Origin of the sequence: Nocardia sp. NPDC057353 (assembly GCF_042667085.1) — a bacterium.
Taxonomy (GTDB): Bacteria; Actinomycetota; Actinomycetes; order Mycobacteriales; family Mycobacteriaceae; genus Nocardia.
In genome coordinates this window covers 1-13,276 of the sequence record NZ_JBHVAK010000051.1, presented here as the reverse complement: position 1 = coordinate 13,276, position 13,276 = coordinate 1, and the positions used below count along the sequence as shown (strand labels likewise).

Below are 13,276 nucleotides of genomic sequence, written 5' to 3'. Positions count from 1 at the left end.
AACATCTGTTCGCAAATTCCGGGTTATCCGGCGGTCAGCGCGACCCGCGGAAGGTTCGCCGCAGGTCAGCGACCCATTCGTCGGGAATCTCCCAGGGGATGAAGTGGCCGCCGCGGTCGTGCACGGTGACCTCTTCCAGCCGGTACCACTCGGCCCGGGTGGCGCGGAACCACGCGGCGCGCTCCGCGGTCGGCACGCCGGGCGGGTTCTCGTGCGCCACCAGCGTCACGCCGGTCGGCACGCCGACCACCGGGCTGCGGTCGTGCGCGGGCGTCCACGGGTAGCGGTTGTTGTTGGCGTAGGTGCGCATCGAGGTGCCGATCGAGTTGGTGACCCAGTAGATCGTGGCGTGCGTGAGCAGGTCGTCGCGCGGGAAGACCCGCTCGACGTCGCCGCCGCAGTCGCTCCACGCCGTCCAGCGCTCCAGGATCCAGGCCAGCATGCCCGCGGGCGAGTCGGCCAGCGCGTGTGCCAGGGTATCCGGAGCCAGCGTGTGCGCGGCCAGGTGCACGGCGAAGCGGTGCTCGAGGGCGATCAGCCGGTCGCGGGCGGGGCCGGGCATGTCGTCCGGGATCGGCCTGCCGCCGCTGACGTCCCAGCCGCGGTCGCCGTTGAAGAGCGTGAGCGGCTGCCCGGAGCCGATGTGGATGCCGCGCAGCGCCTCCGGGTACCGGTGCCCGAGTTCGGCGGTGACCAGCGCGCCGACATCGCAGCCCGCGGCCGCGTACCGCTCGAAGCCGAGCACCTCGGTCATCAGCGCGTGCCAGAGCTCGGCGATCTTCCAGAAGTTCAGGTCGGCGCGGTCGAGCGGGCCGGAGAAGCCGAAGCCGGGGAGCGAGGGGACGATCAGGTCGAAGGCGTCGGCCGGGTCGCCGCCGTGCGCGCCGGGGTCGGCCAGCGGCTCCAGGACCCGGGCCCAGTGCCAGAAGGTCCACGGCCAGCCGTGCGTGAGGATCAGCGGCCTCGGTGCGGGGCCGGTGCCCGGCCTGCGCAGGAAGTGCACCGGAATGCCGTCGATCTCCACCCGGTGGTGCTCGTAGCGGTTCAGCGCGGCTTCCGCTGCGCGCCAGTCGTACTCGGTGCGCCAGTACTCGCACAGGTCGTGCAGGTAGTCGCCGGAGACGCCGTAGCCCGCGCCGGGCACCGCGGCCCTGCGTGTCAGGGCGAGGCGCTGCCGCAGGTCGTCGAGTACCTCGTCGGGCACGTGGATCGGGCTCGGCTGCATCACCGGCTCCGCTCGTCGTCGAGTTCGGCCAGCCGGGCCAGCGCGGGGAGCGCGGCGGTCAGCGCGGCGCGGTGCTCGGGTTCCAGCAGCGCGACGAGCTCGGCCATCCGCGCCACCCGGGCGGTGCGCCTGGCGGAGACCGTCGCGGCGCCGCGCGGGGTGATCCGGACCAGCACCGCGCGGCCGTCGCTCGGGTCGGGGCCGCGCTCGACCAGGCCGTCGCGCTCCAGCTTGGCCACGATCTGGGTGATGGCGGGCTGGGTGACCTGCTCGCCCGCGGTCAGCGCGGAGAGCCGCTGCGGGCCGCGCCCGGCCAGCGTGTGCAGCACCGAGAGCGTGGTGAAGCTGCGCTGCTGCACCGCGGGGAGCCGGATGAACATCCGGGTGAACTGCTCCATGACGGCGGTCAGCGCGGCGGGGTCGAGGTCGGGCACGCTCCCTTTGTAGCAGAAATTTATATAAGTTTCTCATTCAATACAGGTCTTGGCAGGTCAACTTACTTGAGAGTAAGTTCAGCCCATGGGTGAAACTCTGACCGGCAGGCACGTGCTCATCACCGGCGCCTCCTCCGGGATCGGCCGGGCCGCGGCCCGCGCGGTGGCCGCCAAGGGCGCGACGGTGTTCCTGCTCGCCCGGCGCGCGGACGAACTGGACGAGGCGGTCGCCGAGGTGCGCGCGGCGGGCGGCGCCGCGCACGGCTACCCCTGCGACATCACCGACGACGAGTCGGTGCAGCAGACGGTGCACGCGATCCTGGCCGAGCACGGCCACGTCGACATGCTGGTGAACAACGCGGGCCGCTCCATCCGGCGCGCGATCCACCGCTCCACCGACCGGCTGCACGACTTCGAGCGCACCATGGCGGTGAACTACTTCGGCGCGCTCCGGCTCACCCTGGCGCTGCTGCCGCAGATGCGCGAGCGGCACTTCGGGCACATCGTGAACATCAGCAGCGCCGGGGTGCAGGTGGCCACCCCGCGCTTCGCCGCCTACCTGGCCAGCAAGGCCGCGTTGGACAAGTTCACCGAGGTGGCGGCGGTGGAGACGATGGCCGACGGGGTGACCTTCACGACCATCCACATGCCGCTGGTGCGCACCCCGATGATCGCGCCGAGCGGGAACCAGGGGCCCGCCGAGACGCCGGAGTGGGCGGCGGCGACCATCGTGCGCGCGCTGGTCGAGCGGCCGCGGCGGATCGACGTGCCGCTCGGCACCATCGCCGAGTACGGCGCGCTGCTCACCCCCAAGCTGCGCGACCGCGTGCTGCACCGCTACTACCGCGCGCTACCCGACTCGCCCGCCGCCAAGGGCGAGAACGGCGATGCGCCGCAGGAGGATTCGGGCTGGGCCGAGCCCGCGCGGTCGCGCTCGGCGCCGCTGCGGATCACCGGGACCGCGCTGCGGCGGGTCGGGCGCTGGGTGCCGGGCACGCACTGGTGACGTGCCGGGCGGGCCGGTTCGGCCCCGGAGCGCAGTCGCAGCACAGCCGGGTATCCGCAGGAGCGGGCCGCGCGTCAGTCGTACACCCCTTCCGCGCGCCAGCCGCCGTCCCGGTAGGCGAGCAGCAGCACCCTGGCATCCGCGGGCTCACCGTCCAGCCGGACCTGCGCGCGGGCAAGCACGGTCGCCGAGCCCGGCGCCCACCAGCGCTCGTCCACCGGCCACGGCCCGGCCCAGCCCGCCAGCGCCCACTGCCTGCTCCCCCAGCGCAGCCGGGCCGGCGCGGCGGTGAAGACGCCGCGCTCGGTGACCTCGACCGCGGCGCCGTCGGCGGCCTCGAGCAGCACCGCGGGCTGATCCACCAGGACGACGCCGGGCGCGGGCTCGGGCAGCCTGCCCGGCCACGGCAGCGCCGGGTCGGCGGCGGGCACCCGCTCGTCGCCGAGCGCGATCATGGTGACCCGCTCCTCCGGCCCGCGGCCGCCGCTGAGCACCCCGAACTGCACCGCCTCCCCGCCGAGCAGCCCCTGCACCCGGATCAGCGCCCGGCGCGCCTGCCCCTCGGTCTCCCCCGACCCGCCCCACAGCCCGAGCTGCAGCGCCCCGGCGGGCACCACCTCGCTCGGCTCCAGCCGGAGCACGGTGATCGGCCCGGTCGGCCGGGAGCGGTGCGTGAGCCAGCCGTCCAGCTGCCAGCGCACCCGGTCCGCCGTCCCCGCGGCGGTGAGCGGCTCGGCGCAGCGCCAGAACCGGGAGAGCTCCTCGCCCGCTTCGGTTTCCGCGCTCACCACCAGCCGGGTGCATGCGGTGCCCGCTGCGGCGAGCGCGCCGTGCAGCCTGGTGGCGAGCATGCGGCCGGCGAAGGCGGCGGCGTCCACCCGGTCGATCGGCGGGTCGCAGCGGTAGACCACGGTGAACTCGGGCGGCGGACGGCGCGCGGAGACGGCGCGCTCAGGCAGCGCGCGGGCGCAGCGGTGCGCGGCGACGGCGTCGGCGCCGAAGCGGGAGGCGATCTCGGCCGGGGTGAGCGCGGCGAAGTCGCCGATCCGGCGCAGCCCGAGGCGGTGCAGCAGGTCGACGAGGTCGGCGCGGTACTTCGCATCCGCCCCGGGCTCGGCCGCGAGCTCGGCGACCGGCAACGGGGCCAGAAACTCCGCGCCGCCGCCCGGCGCCACGATCGCGCCGCGGCGGGCGGCGAGCACGGCGGTGGAGAGCGAGTCGGCGATGCCGACCGCCGCCTCCGCGCCCGCCGCCGCCACCGCGTCCACCAGCCGCTCGGCCGCGCGCTCCTCGGAGCCGAAGTAGCGGGCGGCGCCGCGGGCGGCCAGGACCAGCAGGCCGGGGCGCAGCACCTCGACGCCGGGCACCGTGGCCTCCACCGCGGTCACGATCGGCTCGAAGAGCCGGGCATCGCGGTCCAGGTCCTCCTTCGCCAGGAAGACCTCGGGGCAGCGGGCCTGCGCCTCGCGGCGGCGCAGCCCGCGCCGCACCCCGTCGGCCCGGGCAGTCGCGGTGCAGGCGACCACCCGGTTGGCCGCGAGCACCGCCACCGGCCGGTGCGCGGGAATCCCCGCCACCGACGCCGCCGCGACGGCGGGCCAGTCCGGACACCAGAGCGCGAGCAAACGGGAGTTTCCCTCCATGAATCCCGCACCTCCGGCCGCCAGCAATCGATCCGCAATCGAATATACGTTCGAGCGGCGCGCAGGGGAAGCCGACCCCGGGTCGGCTCCGCTGCCCGAACCGGACGGGCGTTCCACCCCCGCCCCGAATCAGGTCGACTACCACAGCTTTCCGCTACCCTGCACACCATGATCGATCGCCCCCGCCCCATCATCGGCCCGGACTACCTGGTGGCAGGCCGGTACCGGCTCCAGTCGAAGATCGGCGGCGGTGGCATGGGTGCCGTGTGGCTGGCCCACGACCGACTGCTCAACCGGGACGTGGCGATCAAGCAGGTGCTCACCACGGCCGGGCTGGACGAGGCGACGGCGCGGGCGGTGCGGGAGCAGATCATGCACGAGGGCCGGGTCGCGGCGAAGCTCTCGCACGAGCACGCCATCGCCGTCTACGACGTGGTGCTGGAGGCGGGCGAGCCCTGGCTGGTGATGGAGCACCTACCCTCGCGCAGCGTCGCCAGGGCGCTCTCGCTGGTGGAGGCGCTGCCCCCGGTCGAGGTCGCGCAGATCGGCGCCCAGGTGGCGGACGCGCTCGCCGCCGCGCACGCCGCGGGCATCGTGCACCGCGACATCAAGCCGGGCAACATCCTGGTCGCCGACCGCGGCCCCGAGGTCGGCAAGGCCAAGCTCAGCGACTTCGGCATCTCCAGCGGCGCGGGCGACCCCGCCGACCACCAGGACGGCATCATCACCGGCACCCCCGCCTACCTCCCGCCGGAGGTGGCCCGCGGCGCCGCCCCGACCACCGCGAGCGACGTCTTCTCGCTCGGCGCGACGCTCTACACCGCCATCGAGGGCCAGCCGCCCTTCGGCTTCGACGACGACAGCGACGCCGTGGTCGCCAGGGCCGCCATGGCCCAGATCATCCCGCCCACCCGCAGCGGCGTCCTCACCAACGCGCTGCTGCACATGCTGGAGCCCGCCCCCCAGCGCCGGCCGAGCATGGCCGAGGCGCGCGACGAAATCCTCACCGCCGCATTTGGTCCCGGCACCGCCCCCTACATCCTCGGCGCCCCCGTGCGCACCGAGGACGGCACCATCCCGGCCTGGGCCGCCCGCAACTCCGCCTCCGGCCTGCGCAGCCCGCACTCCACCCCGCTGCCCCGCCCGCACCACCAGCACGCCGGGGCGCAGGCGGCGCCGCAGCCGCAGCGGCTCGGCGGGGGCAGCTCGGGCACCGGCGGCTTCACCAGCAACCCCGGCGCCCCGCTCGCCGTCGCCGCCGGGCTGCTCATCGGGCTGGTGCTGGTGATCGCGATCATCATCGTCGCGCTGTAGGGGTCAATCGATCCGGCGGCGGTGCGCCCAGCGGGTCAGCGCGTTGCGGTTCGACTGCTGGGTCTTGCGCAGCACGTTGGAGGCGTGCGTCTCCACCGTCTTCACCGAGATGAACAGCGCCTCGGCGATCTCCCGGTAGGTGTAGCCGCGGGCGAGCAGCCGCAGCACCTCCAGCTCGCGCGGGGTCAGCGAGTCCAGCTCGGGGTCGAGCGGCGGCTCCGGCACCGGCGAGCGGCCGGTGAACGAGTCCAGCACGAACCCGGCCAGCCGCGGGCTGAACACCGCGTCGCCCCCCGCGACCCGCCGGATCCCGTCGGCCAGCTCGGCACCGGAGATGGTCTTGGTGACGTAGCCGCGCGCCCCCGCCCTGATTACCGCGATCACGTCCTCGGCCGCGTCCGAGACGCTCAGCGCCAGGCAGACCGGGCCGTCATCGATGCCGTTGAGCACCGCGACCCCGCCGCCGTCCGGCATGTGCACGTCCAGCAGCACCACGTCCGGCCTGGCGGTATTGATGCCCGCGACCGCCTCGGCGACGCCCCCCGCCTCGCCGATCACCTCCATGTCGGGTTCCCGCCCCAGCTCGGCCCTGACCCCGGATCGGAATACGGCGTGGTCGTCGACCAGGAAGACGCGCACGCTCACCGGATACTCCTCGTCACCCGGCCATCATGCCCCCGACGGTTCACGGCCGCGGCACGGGATCGCCGAGAAGCGGGACCGTCACCGCGGCGGCCGCTTCCGATTCGTCCCCGGAATCGGTGCGCGGCATGACGATCCGCACCTCGGTTCCGCGCCCGGGGGTGGAGCGCACCTCGACGGTGCCACCGCGCCGCTCGATCCGCCCGCGCACCGAGCGCGCCAAACCGTGCCGATCAGCCGGAACCTCATCGGGGTCGAACCCGACCCCCCGATCCCGGACGAACACGCTCACCTGGTGCGGCTCGGCCTCGGCGAACAGGTCGATCTCCGGCACACCGGCGTGCTTGGCCGCGTTCACCAGCGCCTCCCGACCCGCACCGAGCAGTGCGGTGAAGTGCTCCTTGGGCAGCCCGCTGCCGGTGTCACCGGAGTCCATGCTGACGTCACCGACGGTGACCGGGGTGACCTTCACCCCGTGCTGGTCCTCGACCTCGCCCGCGATGGTGCGCAGCGCGGCGGCGAGGCTGGAGTGGGCGGGGACGGTGTCCTCGAAGAGCCAGCGGCGCAGCTCGCGCTCCTGGCTGCGGGCCAGGCGGAGCACCTCCTGGGCGTCGCCCGCCTGGCGCTGGATGAGGGCGAGCGTCTGCAGGACGGAGTCGTGCAGGTGCGAGGCGATCTCCTCGCGCTCCTCGTTGCGGATGCGGGCGGCGCGCTCGGCGTTCAGGGCGCGCACGGTCTTCAGCCAGAGCGGGACGGTGAGCAGGCCGGCGCCGACCAGGGTGACGCCGACGGCGAGCAGGGCGGGGCCGAGCGAGCCGAGGTCGATCCTGGCCAGGACGACGACGCCGAGCCCGACCACGACCAGGGTGACGCCCGCGATGATGCGGGACCAGGTGATCACCGTCGGTTTGGCGGGGAGGCCGAGCAGGGAGCGGGGGCCGCCGCCCGCGGCGTCGTATTCGCGCCAGACCAGCGCGGCGCCGACCGCGACGACGACGATGGGGGCGACGATGCCCGCGACCCGCCCGCTGAAGACCCAGGACACCGCCACCGCGAGCCCGATGCCGAGCAGGACGAGCCCGACGGCCTGGCGCCGCTCCTCGCCGGAGACCTCCTCGGTGTCCGCCCCGGCGGGGGTGAAGAGCCAGAGCAGGCCGTAGCCGAAGATGCCGGCCCCGGCCAGCGCGGAGAGCAGCACGAAGGCCATCCGGACCTGGAAGACCTCGATGCCGAGGTGGTCCGCGATCCCGCCCGCGACCCCGCCGATCACCCGGCCGCCGGTGCGCCGCAGCAGCCGCGGCGCGGACTGCGGTTCGGTGGGCACAGGTGTGGCGCTGGCGGGGGGCATGATTCCGATGGTGGCACGCCGCCGCGCCCGGCGGCATCGGGAAACACCCTGATCCGCCGGGTCGGGTGCCGATTCAGGGTTACCCCCGATGCGCGAAATCCCAGGTCTCGGCACCATGGAAAACATGAAGACGAGCATCGGAGACCAGCTCCAGCAGTTGTGGCAGACCCGGCCGGTCCGGATGTCTCGCCAGGGCCCGGTCGCGGGCATCGCCGCGGGCTTCGGCAGCCGCTACGCCATCGATCCGGTGCTGGTGCGGATCGCCTTCGTGGTCTCGGCGCTGTTCGGCGGGGCGGGCATCGTGCTCTACCTGCTGGCCTGGCTGATGTTCGACGACGTCGGCGACGCGACCGTCCCCCCGCGCTCGCTGCTCGACCGGCAGCACTCGCAGACCAAGACGGTGGTGCTGATCGTCGCGCTGGCCATCGCGGTGAGCACGATGGGCCCGATCGGCGTCGGGCTCGGCGGCTCCGGGCTGATCAGCATGGCGTTCATGCTCGGCGGCTGGTGGCTGCTGTACCTGCGGCAGCCGGAGGTGCCCGCCGGGTTGCCCGGCCAGGTCGCGGGCGCGCTCGGGGGGTTCCCGGCGACCGGGTACCCGGGGGTGTTCCCGGCGGGGGCGCCGCTGCGCTCGGTCGGCGACATGTTCCGCGCCGATCCCGGCCCGTACTCGCCGTACACCAAGCTCCCCGACGCCTATGTGCCGGAGCGGGATGCGGCGCAGACCACGCCGCTGCGCGCGGAGCCGGTCGAGCGCACGGGGGCGGACCCGACCGAGGGGCCGGAGCAGGCAGGCGCCGGAGCGAGCGCAGTCGGGACACCCGCGCGCACCACCGGCATTCCGGCGAGCGCAACCGGCGCCACGGCGAGCGAAACCGGCGCCACGGCGAGCCACTCCGACGCTGCGGCGAACAGGACCGGCGGTCCGGCGAGCGCAACCGGGAGCGGCCCGGGCACCCCGGCCGACCAGGACACGGCCGGTCCCGACCGCCCGTCCACCCCCGCCCGCCCGAACCTCACCAAATCCCCGACCCCCGCGGCCGCCCACCCCTTCGCCACCCCGGTTCCCCCCTCCTGGGACCCGCTCGGCGTCGCCCCCCTCGCCTGGGATCTCCCCGAGCCGACCCCCGCCAAGCAGCCTGCCCCGACCCCGGAGCGCCGCCCCCGCTCCCGCCTCACCCCGGTGGTGCTCGGCCTCGCCATCCTGGCGGCAGGCGCGGCGGGCGCCATCGCCGCCGCGGGCGCGGACTGGATGACCCCCGCCATGATCGGCGGCGCCGCGCTGGCGGTCCTCAGCATCGGCCTGGTGATCGGCGCCTACCTGCGCCGCGGCCACGGCCTGTACCTGGCGGCCGTTCCGCTCGCCGGGTTCGTGCTGCTGACCTCGCTGATCGGCCCCATGAACTTCGACCGTGCCGACATGGGCGAACACGTCTGGACCGCCGCCTCGGCGGGCACGCTCGAGCCCGCCTACCGGGTGAACATGGGCAATGCCACGCTGGACCTGCGCGAACTCACGCTCACCGAGGACCGCGCGGTGGCGCTGGAGGTCAGGATGGGCGAGGCCGAGGTGCTGCTCCCCGCCGACCTCACGGTGAACATGACCTGCGCCACCACCATGGGCGAGTCCAACTGCGTCCCCGGCATCAGCGGCCCGGCCACCCCGGGCGCGCCGGTGCTCGACCTGAACATCGACATCGTCGCCGGGAACGTGGAGGTGACCCGTGGCTGAGCACGAGACCCCCTGCCGCGACCGCCGCCGCGGGCCGTCGCTGTCCATGCTGGTGTCCGGGCTGATCGGGCTGGCGATCAGCCTCTGGGCCTTCGTCGGCCCGAGCGCGGTGGACATCATCCCGCTCGGCTGGGCCGCCGTCGGCATCGCCATCGTGGCGGGCATCCTGCTGATCCTCCCGCGCGGGCGGAACAAGAAGAACTGAGCGAATCGGGCGCCGCTCCCACCGGGAGCGGCGCCCGTTCCGCGTCACTCCCACTCGATGGTGCCCGGCGGCTTGCTCGTCACATCGAGCACCACCCGGTTGACCTCGGCGACCTCGTTGGTGATCCGGGTGGAGATGCGCTCCAGCACCTCGTACGGCAGCCGGGTCCAGTCGGCGGTCATGGCGTCCTCGCTGGTCACCGGGCGCAGCACGATGGGGTGGCCGTAGGTGCGGCCGTCGCCCTGCACACCGACGCTGCGCACGTCCGCGAGCAGCACCACCGGGCACTGCCAGATCTGCCCGTCCAGCCCGGCCGCGGTGAGCTCCTCGCGGGCGATGGCGTCGGCCTGGCGCAGCGTGGCCAGCCGGTCGCCGGTCACCTCGCCGACGATCCGGATGGCGAGCCCCGGCCCGGGGAAGGGCTGGCGGCCGACGATCTCCTCGGGCAGCCCGAGCTCGCGCCCGACCGCGCGCACCTCGTCCTTGAAGAGCAGCCGCAACGGCTCCACCAGGGCGAACTCCAGATCGTCCGGCAGCCCGCCGACATTGTGGTGCGACTTGATGTTCGCGGTGCCGGTGCCGCCGCCGGACTCCACCACGTCCGGGTAGAGCGTGCCCTGCACCAGGAATTCGACCGAGGGCGTGCCGCTCCCCTCGCTCTGCTCGGCCACGATCCCGGTGACCGCGTCCTCGAACGACCGGATGAACTCCCGGCCGATGATCTTGCGCTTCTCCTCCGGGTCGGTGACGCCCTTCAGCTCACCGAGGAACTTGTCCACCGCGTCCACCGTCACCAGCTTCGCGCCGGTCGAGGCCACGAAGTCCTGCTGCACCTGCTCGCGCTCACCGGCGCGCAGCAGCCCGTGGTCGACGAAGACGCAGGTCAGCTTGGGTCCGATGGCCCGCTGCACCAGCGCCGCCGCCACCGCGCTGTCCACCCCGCCGGAGAGGCCGCAGATGGCGTGGCCGTCGCCGATCTGCTCGCGCACCGCGCCGATCAGCGACTCCGCGATATTGGCCGGGGTCCAGCCCGCCGGGATCCCGGCCAGGTCGTGCAGGAACCGGCTCAGCACCTGCTGGCCGTGCGGCGAGTGCAGCACCTCGGGGTGGTACTGCACCCCGGCCAGCCTGCGCGCCCGGTCCTCGAAGGCCGCCACCGGCGCGCCCGCGGTCGTCCCGGTGACGGTGAAGCCGTCGGGGGCGTCGGTCACCGCGTCGCCGTGGCTCATCCAGACCGGCTGGATGGTCGGCAGCCCGCCGTGCAGCACGCCGCCGTCGATGTTCAGCTCGGTGCGGCCGTACTCCCTGGTCCCGGTGCGCGCGACGGTGCCGCCGAGCGCCTGCGCCATGGCCTGGAAGCCGTAGCAGATGCCGAAGACCGGGACGTCCAGTTCGAAGAGCCTGGCATCCAGCCGCGGCGCGCCGTCGGCGTACACGCTGGCCGGGCCGCCGGAGAGGATCACCGCGGCAGGCTGCTTCGCCGCGATCTCCTCCACCGTGATGGTGTGCGGGACCACCTCGGAGAACACGCTCGACTCCCGGACCCGCCGGGCGATCAGCTGGGCGTACTGCGCGCCGAAGTCGACGACGAGAACAGGGCTCTGGGTTTCTGCCACCCGCACAGTTTAGTGAGCGCGCGAATCGCCCCGCGCACCCCCGCGCCGCCGGCTATCCTCATCGGCGTGCCGTTCGCCCGTGCGATAGACGCCGAGATCCACTACGAGGACAGCGGGGGCGCCGGGCCGGTGGTGTTGCTCGCGCACGAATTCTTCATGGATCGAACGATGTTCGCCGCGCAGCAGGCCGCCCTCACCCCGGAGTTCCGCATCGTGTCGTGGGACGCCCGCGGCCACGGCCGCACCCGCGACCAGCGGCTGCCCTTCACCTTCTGGACCGCCGCCCGCGACGCCCTGACCGTGCTCGACCACATCGGCGTGGAGCGCGCGGTGGTCGGCGGCATCGCCCAGGGCGGTTTCACCGCGCTGCGCACCGCGCTGCTCGCCCCGGAGCGGGTGGCCGGGCTGGTGCTGATCAGCACCGAGGCGAACGGCCTCAGCCGCGAACAGTCGACGGCCACACTGCGTTTCCTCGACCTCTGGTACGACGAGGCATCCCGCGAGCGCGCCGCCCAGCAGCTCGCCCGCTGGCTCATCGGCGACGACGACTGGTACCGCGCCATCTGGACCAGGCGCTGGCTCGGCCAGGGCCGCCGGGACATCGAGGTCGCCGCGGGCTGCGTGCTCGCCCGCGACTCGGTGGCCGAGCGGCTCGGCGAGATCACCTGCCCCGCGCTGGTGATCCACGCCACGGACAGCGGCATCACCAGGGGCAGGGCGCGCGAACTCGCGCTCGGGCTGCCCGGCTCCACCTACCTGGAGATCGACGGCGCTCGGCTCGCCGTCACCATGACCCACCCGGAGCCGGTCAATATCGCGCTGGCCCAGTTCCTCCGGGCCAACACCGCGCTCAGGCCCGGACCGTCAGCCCGACCTTCTGGAACTCCTTGAGGTCGGAGTAGCCCGCCTTCGCCATGGACCGGCGCAACCCGCCGACCAGGTTCAGCGAGCCGAACGGGTCGTCGGAGGGGCCGAAGAGCACCCGGTCCAGGCTCGGCCGCTCGCGCTCCGGGTCGGCGCCGCCCGCGTCCCACGGGTCGTCCACGTCGAGCAGCGCGCCGCGCGGCACCGAGGGGTGCGCGGCCGCGGAGGGCCAGTACCAGCCCCGGCCCGGCGCCTCGGCGGCCAGGGCCAGCGGGACGCCGAGCACCGCGGCGTCCGCGCCGCAGGCGATCGCCTTCGCCAGCTGCCCCGAGGTCGCCACGTCGCCGTCCGCGATCACGTGCACGTAGCGGCCGCCGGTCTCGTCCAGGTAGTCCCGCCTGGCCGCCGCGGCGTCCGCGATCGCGGTCGCCATCGGCACCCCGATGCCGAGCACCTCGCCGGTCGTGGTCGCGCCCGGGTACGAGCCGTAGCCGACGATCACGCCCGCCGCGCCGGTGCGCATGAGGTGCAGCGCGGTGCGGTGGTCGCTCACGCCGCCCGCCACCACCGGAACGTCCAGCTCCGCGATGAAGGTCTTGAGGTTGAGCGGCTCGCCCTCGCTCACGTGCTCGGCCGAGATGATGGTGCCGTGCACCACCAGCAGGTCCACCCCGGCCTGCACCAGCGCGGGGGTCAGGGCGCGGGCGTTCTGCGGGCTCACCCGCACCGCGACCGTCACCCCGGCCGCGCGCACCTGGGCCACCGCCGCGGCCAGCAGGTCCGGCTGCATCGGGGCCGCGTGCAGCTGCTGCAGCAGCGCCACCGCGCGGTCCGACGGGCCGTCCGCGGCCAGCTCGGTGAGCTGCTCGATCTTCGCCTGCACATCGGCGTGCCTGGCCCACAGCCCCTCGCCGTTGATCACGCCGAGGCCGCCGAGCCTGCCCAGCTCGATGGCGAACTCGGGCGACACCAGGGCGTCGGTGGGGTGGGCGACCACGGGGATGTCGAACCGGTAGGCGTCGAGCTGCCAGGACAGCGAGACCTTCTTGGACGACCGGGTCCGCCGCGACGGGACGATGTCCACGTCGTCCAGGTCGTAGGTGCGGCGAGCGGTACGCCCCATCCCGATCTCAACCATGTCGCGCATAAAGAGTGCCTTTCTGCCCGCTGGCGCGGGCGGGGTTTGCGGCCCTTCGGGGTCCCGCGTCCGGCGGCCGAGACTCGCGGCTGCGCCGCATTGCTTCGGC

12 protein-coding genes are annotated in these 13,276 nt (G+C 74.1%); 5 read left to right on the top strand and 7 right to left on the bottom strand.

Annotated elements, in window-relative coordinates; translation table 11 throughout:
- Window positions 1–34: 34 nt before the first annotated feature.
- Window positions 35–1,225: an epoxide hydrolase family protein gene (locus tag ACFUUZ_RS23630; protein WP_378699664.1), complete on the bottom strand. Its 1,191-nt coding sequence runs from the start codon at window positions 1,223–1,225 to the stop codon at window positions 35–37.
- Window positions 1,225–1,659, bottom strand: a complete 435-nt coding sequence (locus ACFUUZ_RS23625; protein WP_378699662.1) for a MarR family winged helix-turn-helix transcriptional regulator — start codon at window positions 1,657–1,659, stop codon at window positions 1,225–1,227. Before ACFUUZ_RS23625 ends, ACFUUZ_RS23630 begins: the two co-directional genes overlap by 1 nt.
- An 85-nt stretch (window positions 1,660–1,744) precedes the next feature.
- On the opposite strand from ACFUUZ_RS23625, the gene ACFUUZ_RS23620 reads away from it, so the two are divergent.
- The gene (locus tag ACFUUZ_RS23620; RefSeq protein ID WP_378699659.1) at window positions 1,745–2,665 is read left to right on the top strand and encodes an SDR family NAD(P)-dependent oxidoreductase; all 921 of its coding nucleotides are present in this window, start codon (window positions 1,745–1,747) and stop codon (window positions 2,663–2,665) included.
- Window positions 2,666–2,739: 74 nt separating this feature from the next.
- Here the strand turns inward: ACFUUZ_RS23620 and ACFUUZ_RS23615 are convergent, their stop codons facing one another.
- Window positions 2,740–4,308 (bottom strand): DNA polymerase Y family protein, encoded by a 1,569-nt coding sequence (locus tag ACFUUZ_RS23615; protein ID WP_378699657.1) that lies wholly within the window; start codon window positions 4,306–4,308, stop codon window positions 2,740–2,742.
- Window positions 4,309–4,476: 168 nt separating this feature from the next.
- Here ACFUUZ_RS23615 and ACFUUZ_RS23610 point away from each other — a divergent pair, with 168 nt between their 5' ends.
- Entirely contained in the window at window positions 4,477–5,622 is a 1,146-nt protein-coding gene (locus ACFUUZ_RS23610; protein WP_378699655.1) for a serine/threonine-protein kinase, read from the top strand.
- Window positions 5,623–5,625: 3 nt separating this feature from the next.
- Here ACFUUZ_RS23610 and ACFUUZ_RS23605 read toward each other — a convergent pair whose 3' ends face one another.
- Both ACFUUZ_RS23605 and ACFUUZ_RS23600 read right to left on the bottom strand, forming a co-directional pair.
- Window positions 5,626–6,261 carry a response regulator gene (locus tag ACFUUZ_RS23605; RefSeq protein ID WP_378699748.1) on the bottom strand — a complete coding sequence of 212 codons (636 nt, stop codon included), beginning with the start codon at window positions 6,259–6,261 and terminating at the stop codon, window positions 5,626–5,628.
- Between the two features lie 46 nt (window positions 6,262–6,307).
- Complete coding sequence (locus tag ACFUUZ_RS23600; protein WP_378699653.1) at window positions 6,308–7,612, bottom strand: PspC domain-containing protein; 1,305 nt, start codon at window positions 7,610–7,612, stop codon at window positions 6,308–6,310.
- A gap of 124 nt (window positions 7,613–7,736) precedes the next feature.
- Here ACFUUZ_RS23600 and ACFUUZ_RS23595 point away from each other — a divergent pair, with 124 nt between their 5' ends.
- On the top strand, window positions 7,737–9,344 hold the full coding sequence (locus tag ACFUUZ_RS23595; RefSeq protein WP_378699651.1) for a PspC domain-containing protein: 1,608 nt from the start codon (window positions 7,737–7,739) through the stop codon (window positions 9,342–9,344).
- On the top strand, window positions 9,337–9,549 hold the full coding sequence (locus tag ACFUUZ_RS23590; protein ID WP_378699649.1) for a hypothetical protein: 213 nt from the start codon (window positions 9,337–9,339) through the stop codon (window positions 9,547–9,549). The genes ACFUUZ_RS23595 and ACFUUZ_RS23590 overlap by 8 nt, the downstream gene beginning before the upstream one ends.
- 44 nt (window positions 9,550–9,593) lie before the next feature.
- On the opposite strand, the gene guaA is transcribed toward ACFUUZ_RS23590, so the two are convergent.
- On the bottom strand, window positions 9,594–11,165 hold the full coding sequence (guaA, locus tag ACFUUZ_RS23585; RefSeq protein WP_378699648.1) for a glutamine-hydrolyzing GMP synthase: 1,572 nt from the start codon (window positions 11,163–11,165) through the stop codon (window positions 9,594–9,596).
- A 66-nt stretch (window positions 11,166–11,231) separates the two neighbouring features.
- Between guaA and ACFUUZ_RS23580 the strand changes: the two genes are divergently transcribed.
- Window positions 11,232–12,056, top strand: a complete 825-nt coding sequence (locus ACFUUZ_RS23580) for an alpha/beta fold hydrolase (protein WP_378699647.1) — start codon at window positions 11,232–11,234, stop codon at window positions 12,054–12,056.
- Here the strand turns inward: ACFUUZ_RS23580 and ACFUUZ_RS23575 are convergent.
- Window positions 12,016–13,176 carry a GuaB3 family IMP dehydrogenase-related protein gene (locus ACFUUZ_RS23575; RefSeq protein ID WP_378699646.1) on the bottom strand — a complete coding sequence of 387 codons (1,161 nt, stop codon included), beginning with the start codon at window positions 13,174–13,176 and terminating at the stop codon, window positions 12,016–12,018. The genes ACFUUZ_RS23580 and ACFUUZ_RS23575 overlap by 41 nt on opposite strands.
- Window positions 13,177–13,276: the final 100 nt, after the last annotated feature.

Coding starts and splice junctions, on each gene's coding strand:
- ACFUUZ_RS23615 (WP_378699657.1), bottom strand. CDS start 4,308: ATGGAGGGAAACTCCCGTTTGCTCGCGCTCTGGTGTCCGGACTGGCCC.
- ACFUUZ_RS23610 (WP_378699655.1), top strand. CDS start 4,477: ATGATCGATCGCCCCCGCCCCATCATCGGCCCGGACTACCTGGTGGCA.
- ACFUUZ_RS23575 (WP_378699646.1), bottom strand. CDS start 13,176: ATGCGCGACATGGTTGAGATCGGGATGGGGCGTACCGCTCGCCGCACC.
- ACFUUZ_RS23600 (WP_378699653.1), bottom strand. CDS start 7,612: ATGCCCCCCGCCAGCGCCACACCTGTGCCCACCGAACCGCAGTCCGCG.
- ACFUUZ_RS23595 (WP_378699651.1), top strand. CDS start 7,737: ATGAAGACGAGCATCGGAGACCAGCTCCAGCAGTTGTGGCAGACCCGG.
- ACFUUZ_RS23620 (WP_378699659.1), top strand. CDS start 1,745: ATGGGTGAAACTCTGACCGGCAGGCACGTGCTCATCACCGGCGCCTCC.
- ACFUUZ_RS23630 (WP_378699664.1), bottom strand. CDS start 1,225: ATGCAGCCGAGCCCGATCCACGTGCCCGACGAGGTACTCGACGACCTG.